This window comes from Castellaniella sp. (assembly GCF_036379515.1).
Taxonomy (GTDB): domain Bacteria; phylum Pseudomonadota; class Gammaproteobacteria; order Burkholderiales; family Burkholderiaceae_B; genus Castellaniella.
This window is the reverse complement of sequence record NZ_DASVGN010000003.1, coordinates 54,300-73,035: the sequence shown is the minus strand read 5'-3', so window position 1 is coordinate 73,035 and position 18,736 is coordinate 54,300. Positions and strand designations below refer to the sequence as shown.

Sequence of the window (18,736 nt, the reverse complement as noted above, 5' to 3'; positions counted from 1 at the left end):
GTTGTAAATCAACGTTTTATCGCCACCCGTCGTCGGTGGCGATTTTTGTTTCCGGGGGCCGTTGTGCCGTCATTGTGACGAGGCCTGCCCACTTGGCTCGCTGCTCCGACTGCTCCGATTGGCAGCGCTTCTTCTTGGCTATTCGGTTTTGACCAAGTATTGACGTCGTCCGCGCAGTCATCCCGATGCGACGGGGCCTGGTGCGCGTAATATGAGCGCAGTGTGGTCACTTGAGATGAGTGTTCATGATGTCGCAAAAGCCGGTTGTTGTCATACAGATGGGCTTGCCCCCAGAGGCGCTGCGGGTCAGCCAGGGAGAACCCGGAGACTGGTTTACCCGGGCGCTGGAGATGGCGGCCGAGGACGTGTGGGTGATCCACCCCGAGCGCGGGGAGTCCCTGCCAGACCTTGACGCCTTTTCGGTAGCGATCATTACGGGTTCCTGGGCCATGGTGACGGATCACCTGGATTGGAGCGAGCGCACTGCAGCGTGGGCACGGTCTTTGATCATGGCCGACAAGCCTTTGCTGGGCGTGTGTTACGGCCATCAGCTGATGGCCGCGGCCATGGGCGGGGTTGTTGATTACAACCCCAAAGGGCGGGAGCTTGGAACTTTTCCTGTCACCCTGACGGCGGCCGGCCAGAAGGACCCTTTGGCAGGGGGGTTGCCGTCTCCGTTCATGGCCCATCTGTCGCATGCGCAATCCGTGCTCACAGCCCCGGCACGGGCGGTGATCCTGGCGGGAACTGCACATGATCCCCATCAGATCTTACGTTATGGGCCCAACGTGCTGTCGTGTCAGTTTCATCCTGAATTCACGCCTGACATTCTACGGATCTGTATGGAGGGTCATCGCAAGAATGCAGGGGGCATAGCGCCCTTGACCACGATGCCCGAGAATATCCCGGATACTCCTCTGACACGTGGGCTGCTGCAGCAATTTGTCGGTTCGCGCGTCGGGCGTTCAGCAACCGTGTGAACTGCTGAGCCTGTCGCAGTTCGAATCCGGCTGGGGTCAGTCGTCCTTTTTTTCAGCGTGGCCGCCGAATTCTTTGCGCATGGCGGACAAGAGCTTGTTGGCGAACTCGGCGTTGCCACGGGACGCGAAGCGTTCCTGGAGCGCCGCGCTGATCACGGGCGTAGGAACCCCTTCATCGATAGCTGCGTGCAGCGTCCAGCGTCCTTCGCCGGAATCCGACACCTTGCCCGAGAAATCTTCCAGTTGAGGGCTCTGATGGAGCGCGTGAGCCGTCAGATCCAATAGCCACGAGCTGACGACGCTGCCGCGCCGCCAGAGCTCAGCGATGTCCGGCAGGTTCAGATCGTACTGGTAGTGCTCGGGTTTGTGCAGGGGCGTGGTTTCAGCGTCCAGCGCGTGATCCTTCTGGCCGATATTCGCATGGCGCAGGATGTTGAAGCCTTCGGCGTACGCTTGCATGAGCCCGTATTCGATGCCGTTGTGTACCATCTTGACAAAGTGGCCGGCCCCTGCAGGGCCGCAATGCAGGTAACCACGTTCGGCTGGGGTGGGCTTGTCAGTACGACCCTGTGTACGTTCGGCAGCTGCATGGCCCGGGGCCAGTGCTGCGAACACGGGATCCAGGTGCCTGACGGCGCTGTCGGGGCCGCCGATCATCAGGCAGTATCCCCGGTCTTTGCCAAATACGCCGCCGCTGGTGCCCACGTCCAGATAGTGGATTTGGCGCTCGGCCAATTGGTGGGCACGCCGGATGTCGTCTTGGTAGTTCGAGTTCCCGCCGTCCACGATGATGTCGCCTGCGTTCAGCAGAGGAGTCAGCGTGGCGAGCACGTTGTCCACGATTCCGGCGGGCACCATCAGCCAGACGATGCGCGGTTGCGGCAGTTTTGCCACCAGGTCGGGCAGTGACGAGGCCCCTGTGGCGCCCGCTGCAACCAAGTCTTCCACTGCGGCTGGCAGGGGGTCTTGCACTGTGCACGCGATGTGGTGTTCGAGGAGCCGGCGCACCATGCCGTTGCCCATGCGGCCCAACCCTATCATGCCGATCTGCATTGCGTGCCCGTCCTTTGCGCGTGTATGAATGCCTCGTGATGGCGTATTGTCGCTCGTATCTTTTTCTCTTGGGCAGGTGCCGGTCCGATTGGCACTCAGACACCCGCTACAATAGGCGCCGCGTTGAGCGCTAACGCCCGAGTGGTGAAATCGGTAGACACAAGGGACTTGAATAATTTGAGCCTTCGGGGGGAAACGCCCGAAGTGAAGCCCGTCAAAGTCGGTGAACGCCCTGGATGCTTTTGCGTCCGAGCCAACGCCGAGCCAAGCCCAAGCGACAGCTTGGGAAGGTGTAGAGAGCAGACGGCGGGCACCTGCAGCCGCAAGGCTATGGTGAAGGCGTGCTCCAGACCACGAACTCCTGGCGTTGAACAGGGCGGCGGCGAAAGTCGAAGTGGTAAGAAAATCCCTCGCCGAAAGGCGTGCCGGTTCGATTCCGGCCTCGGGCACCAATTTGGATTCATGCTTGAATCCCTTGGCGGATGGATGATGCAGCTGCCACGCCACGCCATGCCATGTCGGCATAACAGAAAGAACACTATTCAAGGTAGATTACGGCGTCATTTCAAGTTTCAATTGAAACTTTTATTCTCTCTTTTTGCCAGACATGCGCCATCTCAAAATCGGTACTCGGCTGACCCTCGGGTTCAGCTTCGTCATCCTTCTCTTGCTGGTGCTGTCGGGGATTGGCGCCTGGAGGATTCTAAGTTCACAGCAGGACAATCGGGCCTTGAACCATAGCCTGCTCACTGATTCAGTGATTCAGCAAATGGCTCGCGAAGTCAGCATGGGGGCGAGCCAGACGCAGGCCACGCTGGCCGCTGACCCCGACTCGTTGCGCAAACTCAAGGCCAGCATCCACGTCCTGGATGATCGGATGACAAAGCTGGTGGGCAACCTCTCGGACCGGTTGGTGGGTCCTCAGGCACAGGCGTCCTTGCACTCACTTGAGCAGGCACGGGCGTCTTTCCTGAAGGATCGCGACGCGGCATTCAAGAATCTCGATGGTGGCGATTACGGTGCGGCTGATACGTTCTTCAACAAGGAACTTCCAAAGGCCACGGCAGATCTTCTGACGCATATTGATGCACTGTCGCGGCTGCAGAGCGAGTCAATGCAGGGGCTGTTTGCCAGCAGTGCGCGATCCAGCGAATTGGGTCTGCTCGTGTTGGCGATTGCCACTTTGCTGGCACTGTTGCTGGCGCCATTTTTCTCTTGGCGAGTGGCTCGCTCGATCACCCATCCGCTGCGTCACGCCGTCGGGTTGGCCGAAGCCGTTGCGAGTCGCGATCTCAGCGTGGACATCCATGCGCAGACGCGGGATGAAATCGGTCAATTGTTGACTGCACTGGGAACCATGGCGCGCAATCTTCGCGTTGCAGTGACTGAGGTTCGCACGGGCTCTGACGCCATTGCCTCGGCCGCCAGTGGAATCACGGCCGGCAATCTGGACCTGTCCGCACGCACAGAGCAGCAGGCGAGTTCCTTGGCTCAGACGGCCGCCACCATGGAAGAGATCACCGCCACGGTGCGCCAGAACGCCGACAACACACAGCAGGCCAACACGTTGGCGGCCGCAGCTGCAAAAACGGCAGCCGAGGGTGGCATCATCGTCTCGGAACTGGTCCAGACCATGGGAGAAATCGATTCGCGCTCACAGCAGGTAGCAGACATCATTGGGGTGATCGACAGCATCGCCTTTCAGACCAATATTCTGGCCCTGAATGCGGCAGTCGAAGCCGCGCGCGCAGGTGAGCAGGGTCGGGGCTTTGCAGTCGTCGCCGCTGAGGTGCGTGCACTGGCGCAGCGCAGTGCTACAGCTGCCAAGGAAATCAAGACGCTGATTGCGTCTTCGGTCGAGGCCACATCCAAGGGGAATGGCCAGGCAGTGCAGGCAGGTGCCACCATGAAAGACATCGTGAGTGGCGTGCGGCGTGTGACGGACATCATGGGCGAGATCAGCGCTGCCAATCGCGAGCAAGCAACAGGTATAGAAGAGATCAACACGGCGGTTTCGCAGATGGATGACGTCACTCGGCAAAATGGGAATCTGGTAGAGGCTTCTGCTGTGGAGACGGGCCGCCTGCGAGAGCAGGCCGACACACTGGCCCGCCTGGTATCCACCTTTACCTTGCATCGACAGTCGGAGCCTCTGCCCGTTGCGGCGCCGGCCGTTCAGATGCTGGAAGGTGGTGCGGCGCTTCGCCAGTTGGGAGCGCCTGCCGGGTAAACACGCTACAATTCAGGGTTACTCAATTTTATTTGAACCCGTATTCCTTCGCATGACTCAACGCCCGAGCCAATCTCGCACACGCCTTGTGATGGGCAACTGGAAGATGAACGGCAGCCTGCTGGCTAATGCAGCCTTGTTGCAGGCTTTGGTGGCGGGCGCATCGCGTGCGCGGGGTGCGCAGTTGGCAGTATGTGCACCGTTTCCGTACTTGCCTCAGTTGCAAGAGTTGCTGGCGGGCTCCCTGATTTCTTGGGGCGCGCAGGACGTCAGCGTCCACGAACAAGGAGCCTATACGGGCGAAGTGTCTGGTTCCATGCTGCGCGACTTTGCCTGTACGTGGGTGCTGTGCGGGCATTCCGAGCGCCGTGCCATGCACGGTGAGTCCAGCAGCCTGGTGGCCGCGAAGACAAGCGCGGCATTGGCCCTGGGGCTTGCGCCGGTGGTCTGTGTAGGCGAGACCCTCGCGGATCGCGATGCGGGTCGCGTCGAACAGGTGATTGCCGAGCAGCTCGAGCCGATTCTGGGCTTGGGGGCAGCGGCGCTCAACAAGCTGGTGCTGGCTTACGAGCCCGTATGGGCCATCGGTACCGGTCGCACCGCTTCTCCCGAGCAAGCGCAGGCCGTTCACGGGTTCATCCGTAGCGCGTTGACCAGGAGCGAAGCGGGCCAGACGCGCATTCTATATGGCGGAAGCGTCAAGGCAGCCAATGCCGCAGCGCTTTTCAGTCAACCTGATATTGATGGTGCACTGGTGGGGGGAGCCTCTCTGGTTGCCGACGAATTTTTGAATATTGCGGCTGCGTAGCCAATCAGCCGGGAGTCCTTTTCACATGCAAACGCTCAATTCGATCCTGCTGACGCTGCAGATCATTTCTTCGATTCTGATCATTGTTCTGGTGCTGCTGCAGCAGGGTAAAGGTGCCGACATGGGGGCCGCGTTTGGCAGCGGGTCCGCCGGCAGCGTATTTGGCTCTGCAGGCGCCGCCAATTTTCTGTCGCGTGCAACCAAGTGGGCGGCAATCATCTTCTTTGTGACGACCGGTGGCCTGGCCTGGGTTGCTCACCATCCGTCGAGCTCCCCGATCGAATCCGGCCTGATGTCCGGCTTTACGCAACCGGCCAAGCCTGCGGCACCGGCGCCAGCGCCCACGGGGTCTGCAGTGCCTGACGTTGGGGCTGCCGTACCAAGCACTTCCGGAAGTACCACGGCACCTGCCTCAGTTGGTGCAGCACCTGCCAAATCGGGTGCTGCGGTACCGGCCGCTCCCGCGCCTGCGGGCAGTTCGGTTCCGGATGTGCCCGCCAAGAAGTAGGCCTGGCTCTTCATCCTCAGACGTGGCATTCATGCTAGAATGCCCGTCTTTGTCAAAAGACAAAGCCGTCGTGGTGGAATTGGTAGACACGCTATCTTGAGGGGGTAGTGGCGAAAGCTGTACGAGTTCGAGTCTCGTCGACGGCACCACAGTTAAAAATCAGGCTGTTCCAGAACAGCCCAGAAAGTACCGGAGACCCGCATGAACATTAGGTTCTTGCGGGCTTTTTCATGTCTGGTCTTTTGGGTGCTGTCAAGGCGAGCAGCTCTGTGCGGTGCCGGTCGTGCCCCACAGGAGCCCCGCACCGTGGCGCAAAGAAGGGATCAGTTTCGAGAACAGCATGATGCACAGCAGGTTGTGGATGATGCGATCCTACCCTGGTACCCATCCAGACGATCACCTCAGTGAAGCCTAAGTCTTCTTCTGCAGACTGCCTGCACTGTCTGACTTCAGGCAGAGGAGAACATCATCATGAAGACATTCCCTTCCATGGACCTGGATGCGCAGGACTGGTTCGTCAAAGTGCCAGCCATCACCCTGGCATTCTGGGTGGTCAAAATACTGTCCACGACCGTGGGCGAAACCGTTGCGGATTACCTGGCCATCGACGCTGGGTTTGGTCAGATCGCCACACGCACATTGATGGCGGCACTGCTTGCCATGGCCCTCACCATTCAGTTGCGCAGGCCGCGCTATACGCCGTGGGCGTATTGGCTCACCGTGGTGCTCGTCAGCATCGTAGGGACGCAGATCACAGATTTGCTGACGGATGGCTTTGGCGTCAGCCTGTATGTCAGCACGCCCATCTTTGCCGTGTTGCTTGCGGCGATATTCGTTGCCTGGTATCGCGTCGAGCGCACCTTGTCGATTCACGACATCGTGACGCGCCGTCGCGAGATTTTCTACTGGGCCGCCATCCTGTGCACTTTCTCGTTGGGGACTGCGGCAGGCGACCTGGCGACAGAGGCGCTGAGCATGGGCTTTGTCTGGGGCGTGGTGATTTTTGGTGGCCTGATTGCAGTCACCTATGCCGGCTTTCGGATGGGGGCCAACGCGGTGCTGACGTTCTGGATTGCGTACGTGCTGACACGGCCGCTCGGCGCGTCGCTGGGTGACCTGCTCACCCAAGCCCCGGCCGATGGTGGGTTCGGCATGGGCACGTCCTGGACCAGCGCCCTTTTTCTGACGGTCATCGTGTTGTTGGTTGCGCTTGAGCAGTACGAGGTGACAGGACGCCGGTCGATCCAGGCACAGCGCTGACCGGGCCGCCGTGCGTGGGCTTTGGGTAATATGGTGGTCGATGGTCACTCGGTAGTGGCCTGTGGCAGAGGGCGGGGGTGCCTGTGGATCTGAATAGCGACTTGGGAGAAAGCTTCGGCGCCTGGCGCATGGGAGATGACACCAGCATGCTGGCGGTTGTGACGAGCGCCAATGTCGCATGTGGCTTTCATGCAGGTGACCCGGCTGGAATCCTCGAGACTTTGCGCGCTGCGGCTGCCCGGGGTGTGGCGGTCGGGGCCCATGTCAGTTATCCGGATCGTGTCGGTTTTGGCCGGCGCAACATGGACCCTACCAGCAGGGAGCTGATCGGCGACGTGATTTATCAAATTGCTGCCTTACAGGGGCTGGCGAAGGTTGCAGGCACTTGCGTCCGCTACGTCAAGCCGCACGGTGCCCTCTACAACACCATTGCGCACGACGAACGGCAGGCGGCAGATGTGATTTCCGCGATGGTGGCGCTGGACCCCAGGCTTGCCTTGTTGGCTTTGGCGGGTTCGCCACTCGTCGCGTGGGCCCGGGCACGCGGGCTACGCGTCGTGACCGAGGCATTTGCCGATCGGGCCTATCTGCCCGACGGCGCTTTGGTATCGAGGCGTGAGCCAGGTGCCGTTCTGACGGACCCTGACCAGATTGCACAACGGATGCTCAGACTGGTGCAAACCGGTGAGATCATGGCGACGGACGGCCGTTGGATTCGTCTGCAGGCTGATTCGATCTGTGTCCATGGGGACAGCCCTGATGCGGTTTCCGTTGCGCGCTCTGTGCGGACGTGTCTCGATAAGGCCGGAATCACGCTCGAACCTTTTGCTCGGTCTCCAGAGGCCTGATGTTCATGCGCCTGTTGCCCGCGGGCGATCGGGCCCTGCTGATGGAGCTGGGCTCGCTGACAGAGGTGCTGGCTTTGTTTCGCCAGGTCGCATTGCACCCGCTGGACGGGGTGTCCGAGGTGGTGCCTGCGGCCCGTACGGTGCTGGTTCGGTTCGATCCTTCTGTTGTCCCCGCGTCTCGCGTCCAGGCGTGGCTGCAAAGCCTGGGGCAGCAGGCAGAAATGTCGGTGCGCTCTTCTGCGCAGCGACCTGTTGCCACCATGCCCTGCGTCGAGATCCCGGTTCATTACATCGGTGAGGATCTGGACGAGGTGGCCCAGATGTTGCAGGTGAGCCGCCGCGAACTCATAGAGCGACATGTTGGGACAGCGTATCAGGCGGCGTTTGCGGGCTTTGCTCCTGGGTTTGTTTACCTGTCTGGCGGCGACCCGCTCCTGCAGGGAGTAACCCGGCGGGCAGTTCCTCGTACGCGGGTTCCCGCAAGTTCCGTTGCAATCGCGGGCGGCTTCAGCGCGGTGTATCCCTCAGAGAGCCCAGGAGGCTGGCGCCTGCTGGGTGTGACCCCCCTGAAAATGTGGGATCTGGTTCGTCAGCCCCCCGCATTGGTGCAGCCTGGGTCCTGCGTCCGTTTTCGAGATTTGGCGGCGCGGCATGCACATGTCAGCCTTCCGGTCACACCGGGAGCCGCAGTGCGCGATGGGGTCGCCTCAGTGGACCCTCAGCCTGCGCCCACGCCAGGGATGACTTCCCGAGAATCCGTGAATCCAGCCGCATGGTTCGAGGTGCTCAGCCCTGGCGCCCAGACACTGGTTCAGGATCTGGGGCGGCCCGGGATGGCCGCGCTGGGTGTCTCGGCGTCGGGGGCATTGGATCGGGCCGCTTCAGCCAAGGCGAATCGATTGGTCGGCAATTCTGCGTCTGCCGCTGTGCTGGAATGTGCCTGGGGTGGTTTGAGCCTGGTCTGTCACGGGAGTGCCGTGGTGGCCGTCACAGGAGCTCCCGTCAGCGTGGTAGTGGCGACGGCATCCGGGATGCGCTTGCCCGCGGCGGCAGGCAATCAGCTGCAGATGCGCGACGGGCAGGTCTTGCGCCTGGGGCGTCCTCGGGCGGGGATGCGCTGCTACGTGGCGGTTCTCGGTGGCTGGGACGTGCCTCCTGTGCTTGGGAGTCGGGCTACTGACGTCTTGGCATCGATTGGGCCCGCTCCGCTGGTTCGGGGGGACCGTTTGCCGGTGGGCGAACTCGGTGGGACTGCACTGCTACATCCTGCCCGCCGCCCGGAGCTGTCTTCCGGCTCCCTGGCGCCGGGGGAGCAGGCGGCAGGGGTCAGGCCCGAGTGGGCGGCCCCTTCACCGGGAAGTGCGCTCGTGCTCAGGGTGTTGCTCGGACCACGAAATGCTTGGTTCGATTCGGCTTCTGTGAGACGCCTTGAAGAGCAACTCTGGATCGTCACTCCTCAGTCGAATCGGGTGGGGCTGCGCTTGTCGGGGGAACAGCCCCTGGTTCGAGCCCACGTCGGTGAGCTTCCAAGCGAAGGCATGGTGGCCGGTGCACTTCAGGTGCCCCCCAGTGGGCAGCCTGTGCTGTTCCTGGCCGATCATCCGCTGACAGGAGGCTATCCCGTCGTGGCGGTGGTGCTCGATGAAGATCTCGATCTGTTGGCGCAAGCCTCGCCGGGCATGCAGCTCCGATTCAAGATCGTCTGATGACGGCCTTCAGCAGGCTAAAATCGGCCCTGATCAGACAAGCTCGACTCCTATGGCAATGACCGATTCCTCCGAAGATTTCAATGACTTGATCCAGCTCCTGAATCAGCAGGGCTGGGCAACGTCCGACACTGCCATCCCCCGGGCGTGGCAAGCGAGCCTGCTTGCGCAGAGCCAGGACCTGTGGGCTACGAAGTGTTTTCAGGCGGGGGAAATAGGCCTGGGTACGGCGGGTCACGAGCAGCCTGAGGTTCGAGGTGACTGGATTCACTGGGTAGAGTCAGGCTCTTCTCAGGCTGATCACCCCTTTTTCGCGTGGATGGCGCGGTTTCGTGACGCGCTCAACCAGCGGTTTCCGCTCGAACTGCGCAGTCAGGAATTTCATTTCGCGCGCTACGCGGAAGGCAAGGGATATCAAAAGCACATCGATCAGCACCGAGGGACAGATCATCGCAAGGTATCTATCGTGCTGTATCTGAATCCTCAGTGGGAGGCGGCGGACGGTGGGGAGCTATGTCTGTATCAGCCCTATCATCCTGAAGTCGAAATGCAGCGCATCGCGCCTATGGGTGCCCGGCTTGTCGTTTTTGTCAGTGGGATGATCCCGCATGCCGTGTTGCCGTGCCGGCGCACGCGCTGGAGCCTGGCGGGGTGGTTGCGCACGGACGAGCGGTAGAACTCGATGACAGGTAACGTGCCCGACGTCACCCGGAATTCGCCCGAGCAAAAGAAAGCCGCCTAGAGTGATAAGTTCTAGGCGGCTTTGACCTGCTTGTATTCGGCAGGGAAATTCTGGTGCGCCAGGCAGGATTCGAACCCACGACCCCTTGGTTCGTAGCCAAGTACTCTATCCAACTGAGCTACTGGCGCAATAGAGGCGAAACTATAACATGTTTTTTTTAACCTGTCATAAACCGCCGCTTCTGGTGCTGGGCTCACGCCGTACTTCGCGCAAACCCGTCGCCGGAAAGGCGTGCATCATAGCACAGAGCGGTGGCTTGCCTTTTTGGCGGGGCGTCGAGTGATGGCCGGGTGTCCCTCTACGTAGAATCGCAGCGGCTTGCTCGCCCATTCTTCGCCCGCATAATCCACACCGATGCGTGGGCTGGTGGCAATGTTCACTATGGTTGGCGCTTCGTCGCGGGCCAGCCATAGCGCATCACTGCACAGGTCAATGCCATAGTGGTCCATTGTGATGCCCATGGACTTGCATAGGCGGCCGGGGCCGTTGCTGACAATATCCAGTCCCTGGACCGGCGCCAAAGCCCGCAGCAGCACGGCCGTACCGCTGCCTTCGGGGCCGGTGACGACATTCATGCAGTGGTGCATGCCGTAGACCAGGTAGACGTACGCGTGCCCTGGAGGGCCGAACATGGCACGGGTGCGGGGTGTGCGGCCTTTTGACGTGTGTGCCGCCAGATCGCCGGGTCCCAGGTAGGCCTCCACTTCGACGATGCGTCCGATCCGTATGCCGCTATCCGTTTTGTGAATCAACAGGCGACCCAGGAGATCAGGGGCGACGGTCAGGACTGGCCGGTCATAGAAGGAACGATCAAGCTTGTGACAGGTTCCGCAGAGGGCGTCGCTTGCCACAGAAATTTTTGCGAGAGGTGAAGCAGCAGGCATGGGACTCAGGTTCAGGACTGGCTTGCCGCCTGTGACAGTCGGTCCAGCAATTGGGCCTTGTCGGCAGCAGGAAGAAAGGTTGCGTTCAGGCTGTTGGCAACCAGGGTGAGAAGTTCATCGTGAGACAAGTCCAGTGCGACTGCGCTGGCGACATAGTTGTCGAGCAGGTAGCCGCCGAAATAAGCCGGATCGTCTGAATTGATCGTGACCATGGCGCCTGCTCTGAGCAGGCGCGCCAGATTGTGTTCGTGCAGGTCCTTGAACACCCCGAGTTTCTGGTTTGAGAGCGGGCAGACGGTCAGAGGGATTTTGCGCTCGATCAGTTCGGCGAGCAGTGCCGGATCATCACTGGCGTGGACCCCGTGGTCCACGCGCGCGACGTTCAGGAGGTCGAGCGCGTCGCGGACATACTGTGCCGGGCCTTCTTCGCCTGCGTGAGCCACGCGTTTGAGGCCCAGTTCCGTGCAGCGCTGATAGGTCCGAGTGAATTTTTCGGGGGGATTGTCGCGTTCGGAAGAATCGAGCCCTACGCCGATCCACAGGTCGCGATACGCGTCGCGAAGTGGCAGCGCGGCTTCCAGGGTGGCAAGCGCATCGTCTTCGCTCAGATGACGCAAGAAGCTCAGGAGCAGGTAGCCGCTGATTCCCAACGTGTCGCGGGCTTCACGCATTGCCCTCGCCAGGCCTGTGAACACGGTTTCCAGTGCGATGCCGCGATGCGTATGGGTTTGGGGATCGAACATGATCTCCGCGTGCACGATACCGTCGGCGTGTGCGCGATGCAGGTAGGCGCTGGCAAGTTCGTAGAAGTCTTGCTCGGTGTGCAGTACGCTGGCGCCTGCGTAGTACAGATCCAGGAAGGACTGCAAGTCGGTGAACTGATACGCCTGACGTACGGCGTCCACGTCGGAATAGGGCAATGTAACCCCGTTGCGCCGGGCGAGCCTGAACATCATTTCGGGTTCCAGCGTTCCTTCGATGTGAAGGTGGAGCTCGGCTTTGGGTAGGGTCTGCAACCACTGGCGCAGTTCGGTGTGAGGGGTCTGTTCTGGCATGTGTCTGAAAGCGAACTTGTCGAGAGTGAATTATAGGCAGTGGCGATTTGTCTGGCGCAGGGAGTCAGGCGGCTGTGCCACGCCAGGCTGCGCCTGCCAGGAGCAGCCACGACAGAATCAGCAGGGCGCCGCCGACAGGCGTGATGGCACCCAGCAGTCTGTGCCCAGTCAGGACCAGCGCATACAGACTGCCGCTGAAGAGGATCATGCCCAGGAGCATGGTCCAGCTTGACCAGAGTGCCAGCCCAGGTGCGAGCCTGGGCCACAGCGCGGCCAGCGCGAGCAGGCCAAGCCCGTGGATCAGCTGGTAGTGGGCCGCTGTCTGCCATACGGAGAGCAGATCTGCCGACACCATTCGACGCAATCCGTGGGCGCCGAAAGCGCCAGTGGCAACGCCCAGCGCCATCGCCAGGGCGCCGCAAAGAATCAGGGTGCGGGGAAGCATCGAAAATCTCCAGGACGAGAGAGTTCAGCCATTGTAGCTACGCGCTTGCATGGGAGAGGTGCTCCTGCTCGTTCTCGCATGGGCCTTGGTCCGCCTTGGGGATCACGCGTAGACTGAAGGGAGTGATGGGAAGGTGGCTGCGTCGGCCGGGGCTGCGATGCTAAAAGACAGGCGGGCTGGGCGGTGCGGCGTTCCAGGAGGTTCGGATGGTGTCCGTGGAAGATCGCCAGGCAACGCATCAGGTCGACAACCAGGTGCCGGATTTGCCAGATTGCAACCTGTTTTTGAATGATCGGGCCCTGGTCGAGGGTGTGCGCAGAGAAGGGGCCGGGGCATTCGAGTCGTCGCTGGAGCTCTGGGGGCGTCGGCTGGGTACCTGCGAGCTTCGACGGCAGGCGGCCGAGGCCAATCGGCAGGTCCCGGTCTTGCGCGCCTATGATCGTGTCGGCCATCGGGTAGACGCCGTCGACTTTCATCCTGCGTGGTCTCGTTTCTTGTCGCTGGCTTTCGCACAGGGCCTGCATAGCGCCGCGTGGACGGCGCCCGGGCCTGGTGCGCAAGTGGCTCGCTCAGCACATTTTCTGATGCATGGACAGGTTGAGGCCGGGTCCTTGTGTCCCGTCACCATGACCAGTGCCGCCATCCCGCTACTGGCGCGTGAGACCTGGTTTGCGGCCCTGCAGCCAAAGCTGGCGTCGTTGGATTATGACGCCGCGGACCGTCCCATTGCAGAGAAGCATTCCATGATGGTGGGGATGGGGATGACCGAAAAACAGGGAGGGTCCGACCTGCGCAGCAACTCGAGCCAGGCCGAACCAGTGGCAGGCGAGCCGGACTGGTGCAGGCTCACGGGCCACAAGTGGTTTTTCTCATCTCCGATGTCCGATGCGCACCTCATGCTTGCGCGCGAGCGGGACGGGCACTCCTGTTTTTACGTGCCCCGTTGGCTTGATGACGGGCAGCGCAATCCGGTCCATATCGTGCGGCTCAAGGACAAGTTGGGCAACCGTTCCAATGCCAGCGCCGAGGTGGAGTTTGCCGGAGCCTTGGGGCGGCGAGTGGGCGAACCGGGGCGAGGCATCGTCACTCTCATTGAAATGGCCTCTTACACGCGCCTGGATTGCCTTCTGGGCAGTACGGCTCTTTTGCGTGGTGCGCTGGTGCAGGCGCTGCATCATGCGCGCTACCGCCGCGCCTTTGACCGCTTGTTGATCGATCAGCCGCTTGCGCGGCAGGTGCTGGCCGACCTGGTTCTGGAAAGCGAAGCGGCAACCGCGCTGTCGTTGCGGCTGGCCAGTGCGTTTGATCATCCGGAAAGCCCTGCAGAGCAGGCTCTGCGGCGCATTCTGGTCCCTGCCGCAAAGTTCTGGGTCTGCAAGCGTGCGATTGCGGCCGTTGCCGAATGCATGGAGGTCTGGGGCGGGAATGGCTACATCGAGGACGGACCCATGCCGCGCTTCTATCGCGAGGCGCCCGTGAACTCCATCTGGGAGGGGTCCGGGAACGTCATGTGCCTGGACGTATTGCGGGCCGCACGCCAGGACCCACAGCGGACGGCCCAGCTGGTGGATGGACTGGCAAGTGCGCATGCAGCGGTGCCGGCTTTGCGCCGCGTGGCACAGCGGTTGCTGTCCGATTTGCAGCAGGACGAAGAGCAGCAGCAAAATCGGGCGCGCGCCATCGCCCGGGATCTGGTGTTGCTGGTGCAGGCCGATCTGCTTTTGCGTCATGCGCCGTCTGCAGTCTCGGACGCGTTTGTGCAAAGTCGGCTGGACGCCGAATCCGCGTCCGTATATGGCACTCACCTGCTGGAGCCCGCGTGCGCGGCTTTGTTGGATCGGGCCTGGCCCGACTGACGAAGGCGTGCCGTAGGACTGAGAGCGTTTACCGCTTACAATCGGGGCTTTGCGAGCTTGTGAGTGGCCCCTCTGGGTTGATCGCCGGTTCGGGCATCTGTTCATGCAGAGTAGGTTTTCGAGGCTCATGGTATCCACGCCCCCGTTCTTGGTTTTTGTGCGCGACCGCCTGGGACGGCAGTTCCGGATCTTGCCGTGGCTGCTTGCTTGTGTCTTGGGCCTTTCGGCTGGCTCTGTGGCGGCAGCCAGCCTCTATACCCTGACGGGGCGCGTCGTGCGTGTGGCCGATGGCGATACCCTGACGATTCAGGTGCAAGGAAAGGCTGCCCATAGAATACGGCTTGCGAGTATCGACGCCCCCGAGACCGGGCATGGGCGCAAGCGGCCAGGGCAGCCCTACGGCCAGGCGTCGCGGCAGTCCTTGGCCGCATTGGTGGCAGGGCATACCGTCACCTTGCGTTGCTACGAGCGAGATCATTACGGACGTGACGTGTGCGATGTGCCGCTGAAGGATGGCCGTACCGCCAACCAGGTTCAGGTCGCCACAGGGATGGCTTGGGCCAATCAGCAAGGCGGCGGGAAATATCTGCGCGATCCTCATTTGCTCGATCTGGAGCGCCAGGCTCGTGCCTGGCGTGCGGGCCTGTGGAAAGACGCCAATCCTGTGCCCCCCTGGGATTGGCGCTGGAAGTGCTGGAAGGCTCTTGAATCCGGGGCTTCCAGCCCCATTTGCTGATCATGGCCTTAAAAGTATTCGACCTCGCCTGCGAGCACGACCACCTCTTCGAGGGCTGGTTTGCCTCTGCAGAAACCTACGATGAGCAGCTTGCACAAGGGCTGGTGCGCTGCCCCGTGTGCGACAGTCAGCGCATCATACGTCGGGTGTCGGCTCCCCACCTGAACGTCAGCCATTTGAAGTCAGAGTCTGTCGCGCGCAAAGACGCGTTGCCACAGAGCCAGGCGACGGTGGCGGCGCCTTCGGGCGACCAGCTGGCTCGCCTTCAGGCCGAAGTGCTGCGACAGATTCGGCGCATTGTGCGTCAGACGGATGACGTCGGAGCACAGTTCGCCGATGAAGCGCGCCGCATGCACAGCGGCGAAATCGAAGAGCGGCCGATTCGAGGCACGGCTTCGGCGCGCGAATGTGTCGAGTTGTCCGAGGAGGGGATTGCCATCATGCCGATTCCCGATATTCTGGATGACGACCGCCTGCAGTGAGCCGTTGAACTACCGCCACGTGCGGGCAACAAAAAAACCGGGCCATCTATGAACTGGCCCGGTTTTTTGTCGTTGCAGCATTTGCCCAGGCGTCTGGGCAAACCGATCGCGCTTTACATGACGCGGCTGCGGTATTCGTTGGTGCGGGTGTCGATCTCGATCTTGTCGCCGATATTGCAGAACAGCGGCACCTGAATGTCGTACCCCGTGTTGATCTTGGCGGGTTTCAGCACCTTGCCGGAAGTATCGCCCTTGACGGCGGGCTCGGTGTAGATGATTTCGCGCACGATGATGGTGGGCAGCTCAACAGAAATGGCACGGCCGTCGTAGAACACGACTTCGACCGTCATCCCTTCTTCAAGATAGTTGAGTGCGTCGCCCATGCTGTCGGCTTCGACTTCGTGCTGGTTGTATTCTTCGTCCATGAAGACGTACATCGGGTCAGCGAAATAGGAGTAGCTGCATTCCTTGGTTTCGAGCGTGACCTGGTCAAATTTTTCGTCTGCCTTGTAGACTGCTTCGCTGGGACTGCCCGTGAGCAGATTCTTGAATTTCAGCTTGACGACGGCGGCGTTGCGGCCCGATTTGTTGTATTCGGCCTTCTGGACGACCAGGGGGGCATTGCCGACCATGACGACGTTGCCAACGCGCAGTTCCTGTGCGATTTTCATAGAGATAAGATTCCGAGGCAGTGCGAAAGAAATAAACCACGCATTCTAACTCTTTTGCTGGTGGTGCACGCAAAAGTCCAGTAATTGGCTCACCAAGTCGGCCTGTGTGGCCAGTGCCTTCATCGCAGTCTGGCTCTGCTTCTCCCATGAGGTCCACTGCGAGGTGTGCAAGGTGGGCGCCAGTGCCCGCGCCATCTCGTCATTGTCGTCTCCGTTCCACGCGCGCTGTACGGCACATACCTCGGGTGACCACCGCATGCACGCCATCCAGGCTTCCAGCTTGGCAAGGTGAGCTCCGTCGTCTTGCGGATAAATTTGCCAGATGCCAGGGGCACCGGCCCAGAGCGAACGGACCAGAGAGTCTTCTCCCCGGACGAAATTCAGGTCGCAACACCAGAGCAGCTCGTCGAAGCGTGCTTGGGGCACGAAAGGGATGGATCTGACCTTGAGGGCCCCGGTGTCGTAGAGCGCTTCCGGGGTGGGGCCTGGTATCAAGACCCAGTTGGGGAGGGAATCTTGGGCGAGCGCCTGTTGCAGTCCTTCGAAGGGAGCCGTCGGATAACTGAAGAGCAGCAGACACCGTGCATCGTGCGGAAGGTCTGCCCAGCGTTGCCCTGTCAGATTCTCCAGGCGTTCGCGTCGGCTTTGCGCCTGTGCTTGCAGGCGGTGTGCGAGCAGATCCGGTTCACGCAGCAGCCCACCGGTTTTTTGTGTGAATCCCGGGAAGAAGAAATATTTTGGAACCCCATTAGCTTGCAGCGACGGCAAACCGTGGCAGCCTTCGACCCAGGTTTCTGCACTGAGGTACTCGAGGTTGATCCACAGACAATCCTGCCCTGCCATGGCGGCCTGGTAGCTTTCGGGAAGCACGCACGCAAATGCCTCGACGACGACACCTGCAGACGGCGGCTGGGTCGTTGCCGCCAGCTCCCATGGAAGGACGCGCACCGCATCAGTTTGCTGTATACCCTCGTTCGGACTCAGTGCCGGGACCAGTCGAGCGAGCGTACGCATGTCGTCGATCCAGAGGCGCACGACGTGTCCTCGGGCTGCGAGTTGCCGGGCGAGGCGCCAGCACACCCCTGCATCTCCATAGTTGTCGACGACGCGGCAGAAAATGTCGAACGCGGTGGGTGCCATGGTCGGGCCAGTATTCGGATCAGCCAAACCGGCCACCAGGTGGCGGGCTCAGTGCAGCTGCAGGGGTTCGGGATCGATTTCTTCCGGAAGCTCAGGGTGCTGCATTTCTCCCAGCATGTTCGGAAAATACGGTGCCCCACAGTCTTCGCAGAATTCCAGAGCCTGCAGGCCAGGCAGCCGGCGGATGTCCTGGATGCCCGCCTCGCGCAGCAGTGCCGCGATGGTGTCCCAAGGGTCGACCTGGCCTTCGGGGGTCTGGTCTGGCACCGATTCCTCACGGTTCAGGGCTGGCCAGACACAGCCGTAGATGACGTCGTTGCTCTGACGAGTGCAGAAGCCCACACGGTACTCTTCGATGTTCTGTTCACCACACGCCACGATCGCGCAGCGCAGGTCTGCCACAGGCAGTCGTGCGGCTGTCTGCAGCCAGGTGATGGCCGCCTTGAGTGTCAGCGGCCGGATGGCCTGATCCGCCTGACGAGTGCTGCTGTAGTACGCTTCGGGCGGCAGGTATTCCATGCTGCACCCAGTGAACGTAGTCTCGAGGATCTGGGCACAACCTTCCGCCCAGCGCGCAGTAATGGCCTCACGCCGTGAGGCGTCGGTGTCAGTCGACTGCCATTGAAATAGCGCCTGGCCCTGTGGCACCACGATGACGCCGATCAGGAAAAACGCATCTGCCAGGAGGTCCCCGGGCGACTCTGCGTCGTGGATGTCGGGGCGGGTACGCTGGCCGAGTGTCTGCTGCGCCATGGACTGCACCCAGCCGCGAGTTTCACGGAACGACTGTGGCAGGCGGTCGAAGCGGATCAGCTCAGGCAGCAGGCATGCCTGCGCCTCAGGGGCCAGAATCACGTCTTGCAGTAATGCAGAGACCTGCTGAACCTGCGCATCTCTGAGCCGCCCCTCGGGCAGCTGATAGCGTGTCCACGCGAGGCATGGGACAGAAAAGAGAAGCGCATCCCATGGTTTCCCTTCGTGTATCACCTGTGTCGATTCTGAATGCGTCTCTGCCTGCTCCACCAGCACATCGTAGGCCGCGGAATGCTGTTCCAGAAGATGATCGAGCGCGGCTTCTATGGTGCGGCCGCGCCGGGTCGTCAGGGCCTTGTCCAGAGCCTCACCCAGCTTCTGTTCCCAAAAGAGATCCTCGAGGCGACTGCCGGAGCGCGAAAGTGCCTCGGCCAAGGAGATCAAGGTCAGCGAAGTACGTGACGGGGCGGGGGGACGGGGATGGGAGGGCATGAGAGAAAGGGCTGGGCAGTGCGCGCAACGCCTGCGGTGTTGACCGAAGACCTTGCACTATACGGTATTAGTGTACTGCCTGCCCGA

17 protein-coding genes, 2 tRNA genes and 2 pseudogenes are annotated in these 18,736 nt (G+C 61.3%); 13 read left to right on the top strand and 8 right to left on the bottom strand.

Translation table 11 applies throughout. The features are described 5' to 3' along the window. The first annotated feature begins 245 nt into the window (after window positions 1-245). Window positions 246-980, top strand: coding sequence for a glutamine amidotransferase (locus VF285_RS00805; protein ID WP_346950711.1), 735 nt, complete (start codon window positions 246-248; stop codon window positions 978-980). 36 nt (window positions 981-1,016) lie between these two features. On the opposite strand, the gene gnd is transcribed toward VF285_RS00805, so the two are convergent. Continuing rightward, entirely contained in the window at window positions 1,017-2,033 is a 1,017-nt protein-coding gene (gene gnd, locus VF285_RS00800) for a phosphogluconate dehydrogenase (NAD(+)-dependent, decarboxylating) (protein WP_346950710.1), read from the bottom strand. Window positions 2,034-2,640: 607 nt separating this feature from the next. On the opposite strand from gnd, the pseudogene VF285_RS14440 reads away from it, so the two are divergent. The 9 genes and pseudogenes from VF285_RS14440 to VF285_RS00760 form a co-directional block, all read left to right on the top strand. Next, window positions 2,641-3,132 (top strand): annotated as a pseudogene (locus tag VF285_RS14440) (MCP four helix bundle domain-containing protein); the annotation flags it as partial. Between the two features lie 57 nt (window positions 3,133-3,189). Continuing rightward, window positions 3,190-4,263, top strand: a pseudogene (locus tag VF285_RS00795) (methyl-accepting chemotaxis protein); the annotation flags it as partial. A gap of 52 nt (window positions 4,264-4,315) precedes the next feature. Beyond that, on the top strand, window positions 4,316-5,071 hold the full coding sequence (tpiA, locus tag VF285_RS00790; RefSeq protein ID WP_346950708.1) for a triose-phosphate isomerase: 756 nt from the start codon (window positions 4,316-4,318) through the stop codon (window positions 5,069-5,071). A 25-nt stretch (window positions 5,072-5,096) separates the two neighbouring features. Continuing rightward, window positions 5,097-5,579, top strand: a complete 483-nt coding sequence (gene secG, locus VF285_RS00785; protein ID WP_346950707.1) for a preprotein translocase subunit SecG — start codon at window positions 5,097-5,099, stop codon at window positions 5,577-5,579. A gap of 64 nt (window positions 5,580-5,643) precedes the next feature. Further along, window positions 5,644-5,728, top strand: a tRNA-Leu gene (locus tag VF285_RS00780). Window positions 5,729-6,050: 322 nt separating this feature from the next. Then, on the top strand, window positions 6,051-6,839 hold the full coding sequence (locus VF285_RS00775; RefSeq protein ID WP_346950706.1) for a hypothetical protein: 789 nt from the start codon (window positions 6,051-6,053) through the stop codon (window positions 6,837-6,839). 77 nt (window positions 6,840-6,916) lie between these two features. Continuing rightward, window positions 6,917-7,687: a 5-oxoprolinase subunit PxpA gene (locus VF285_RS00770; RefSeq protein WP_346950705.1), complete on the top strand. Its 771-nt coding sequence runs from the start codon at window positions 6,917-6,919 to the stop codon at window positions 7,685-7,687. A gap of 5 nt (window positions 7,688-7,692) precedes the next feature. Next, on the top strand, window positions 7,693-9,393 hold the full coding sequence (locus VF285_RS00765) for a 5-oxoprolinase/urea amidolyase family protein (protein WP_346950704.1): 1,701 nt from the start codon (window positions 7,693-7,695) through the stop codon (window positions 9,391-9,393). Between the two features lie 58 nt (window positions 9,394-9,451). Next, window positions 9,452-10,069: a 2OG-Fe(II) oxygenase gene (locus VF285_RS00760; RefSeq protein ID WP_346950703.1), complete on the top strand. Its 618-nt coding sequence runs from the start codon at window positions 9,452-9,454 to the stop codon at window positions 10,067-10,069. A 117-nt stretch (window positions 10,070-10,186) separates the two neighbouring features. Here VF285_RS00760 and VF285_RS00755 read toward each other — a convergent pair. The 4 genes from VF285_RS00755 to VF285_RS00740 all read right to left on the bottom strand — a co-directional run bounded on the left by VF285_RS00755 (window position 10,187) and on the right by VF285_RS00740 (window position 12,519). Next, window positions 10,187-10,263: transfer RNA gene (locus tag VF285_RS00755), tRNA-Arg, on the bottom strand. Between the two features lie 108 nt (window positions 10,264-10,371). Then, complete coding sequence (locus VF285_RS00750; protein ID WP_346950702.1) at window positions 10,372-11,019, bottom strand: DNA-3-methyladenine glycosylase; 648 nt, start codon at window positions 11,017-11,019, stop codon at window positions 10,372-10,374. 11 nt (window positions 11,020-11,030) lie between these two features. After that, the gene (locus tag VF285_RS00745) at window positions 11,031-12,074 is read right to left on the bottom strand and encodes an adenosine deaminase (protein WP_346950701.1); all 1,044 of its coding nucleotides are present in this window, start codon (window positions 12,072-12,074) and stop codon (window positions 11,031-11,033) included. A 64-nt stretch (window positions 12,075-12,138) separates the two neighbouring features. Next, window positions 12,139-12,519 carry a DUF423 domain-containing protein gene (locus VF285_RS00740; protein ID WP_346950700.1) on the bottom strand — a complete coding sequence of 127 codons (381 nt, stop codon included), beginning with the start codon at window positions 12,517-12,519 and terminating at the stop codon, window positions 12,139-12,141. Window positions 12,520-12,725: 206 nt separating this feature from the next. Here VF285_RS00740 and VF285_RS00735 point away from each other — a divergent pair, with 206 nt between their 5' ends. From VF285_RS00735 to VF285_RS00725, 3 genes are all read left to right on the top strand, one after another. Next, the gene (locus VF285_RS00735; RefSeq protein ID WP_346950699.1) at window positions 12,726-14,375 is read left to right on the top strand and encodes an acyl-CoA dehydrogenase family protein; all 1,650 of its coding nucleotides are present in this window, start codon (window positions 12,726-12,728) and stop codon (window positions 14,373-14,375) included. A gap of 127 nt (window positions 14,376-14,502) precedes the next feature. After that, window positions 14,503-15,111: a thermonuclease family protein gene (locus tag VF285_RS00730; protein WP_346950698.1), complete on the top strand. Its 609-nt coding sequence runs from the start codon at window positions 14,503-14,505 to the stop codon at window positions 15,109-15,111. A 2-nt stretch (window positions 15,112-15,113) separates the two neighbouring features. Continuing rightward, window positions 15,114-15,593 carry a DUF1178 family protein gene (locus tag VF285_RS00725; protein ID WP_346950697.1) on the top strand — a complete coding sequence of 160 codons (480 nt, stop codon included), beginning with the start codon at window positions 15,114-15,116 and terminating at the stop codon, window positions 15,591-15,593. A 113-nt stretch (window positions 15,594-15,706) separates the two neighbouring features. Here VF285_RS00725 and efp read toward each other — a convergent pair whose 3' ends face one another. From efp to VF285_RS00710, 3 genes are read right to left on the bottom strand one after another with little or no spacing between them, the layout of a single operon-like run. Next, a complete protein-coding gene (gene efp / locus VF285_RS00720) occupies window positions 15,707-16,264 on the bottom strand; it encodes an elongation factor P (protein WP_346950696.1) in 558 nt (185 codons plus the stop codon). 45 nt (window positions 16,265-16,309) lie between these two features. Continuing rightward, a complete protein-coding gene (gene earP / locus VF285_RS00715; protein ID WP_346950695.1) occupies window positions 16,310-17,404 on the bottom strand; it encodes an elongation factor P maturation arginine rhamnosyltransferase EarP in 1,095 nt (364 codons plus the stop codon). Between the two features lie 48 nt (window positions 17,405-17,452). Further along, window positions 17,453-18,649: a DUF2863 family protein gene (locus tag VF285_RS00710; protein WP_346950694.1), complete on the bottom strand. Its 1,197-nt coding sequence runs from the start codon at window positions 18,647-18,649 to the stop codon at window positions 17,453-17,455. Between the last annotated feature and the right edge of the window lie 87 nt (window positions 18,650-18,736).

Bases quoted from the DNA above. Each gene is read 5' to 3' on its own strand.
- VF285_RS00730 (WP_346950698.1), top strand. From the start codon at position 14,503: ATGGTATCCACGCCCCCGTTCTTGGTTTTTGTGCGCGACCGCCTGGGA.
- secG (WP_346950707.1), top strand. From the start codon at position 5,097: ATGCAAACGCTCAATTCGATCCTGCTGACGCTGCAGATCATTTCTTCG.
- VF285_RS00765 (WP_346950704.1), top strand. From the start codon at position 7,693: ATGCGCCTGTTGCCCGCGGGCGATCGGGCCCTGCTGATGGAGCTGGGC.
- VF285_RS00710 (WP_346950694.1), bottom strand. From the start codon at position 18,649: ATGCCCTCCCATCCCCGTCCCCCCGCCCCGTCACGTACTTCGCTGACC.
- VF285_RS00760 (WP_346950703.1), top strand. From the start codon at position 9,452: ATGACCGATTCCTCCGAAGATTTCAATGACTTGATCCAGCTCCTGAAT.
- tpiA (WP_346950708.1), top strand. From the start codon at position 4,316: ATGACTCAACGCCCGAGCCAATCTCGCACACGCCTTGTGATGGGCAAC.
- earP (WP_346950695.1), bottom strand. From the start codon at position 17,404: ATGGCACCCACCGCGTTCGACATTTTCTGCCGCGTCGTCGACAACTAT.
- VF285_RS00750 (WP_346950702.1), bottom strand. From the start codon at position 11,019: ATGCCTGCTGCTTCACCTCTCGCAAAAATTTCTGTGGCAAGCGACGCC.
- VF285_RS00745 (WP_346950701.1), bottom strand. From the start codon at position 12,074: ATGCCAGAACAGACCCCTCACACCGAACTGCGCCAGTGGTTGCAGACC.
- VF285_RS00775 (WP_346950706.1), top strand. From the start codon at position 6,051: ATGAAGACATTCCCTTCCATGGACCTGGATGCGCAGGACTGGTTCGTC.
- gnd (WP_346950710.1), bottom strand. From the start codon at position 2,033: ATGCAGATCGGCATGATAGGGTTGGGCCGCATGGGCAACGGCATGGTG.
- efp (WP_346950696.1), bottom strand. From the start codon at position 16,264: ATGAAAATCGCACAGGAACTGCGCGTTGGCAACGTCGTCATGGTCGGC.
- VF285_RS00725 (WP_346950697.1), top strand. From the start codon at position 15,114: ATGGCCTTAAAAGTATTCGACCTCGCCTGCGAGCACGACCACCTCTTC.
- VF285_RS00805 (WP_346950711.1), top strand. From the start codon at position 246: ATGATGTCGCAAAAGCCGGTTGTTGTCATACAGATGGGCTTGCCCCCA.
- VF285_RS00735 (WP_346950699.1), top strand. From the start codon at position 12,726: ATGGTGTCCGTGGAAGATCGCCAGGCAACGCATCAGGTCGACAACCAG.
- VF285_RS00740 (WP_346950700.1), bottom strand. From the start codon at position 12,519: ATGCTTCCCCGCACCCTGATTCTTTGCGGCGCCCTGGCGATGGCGCTG.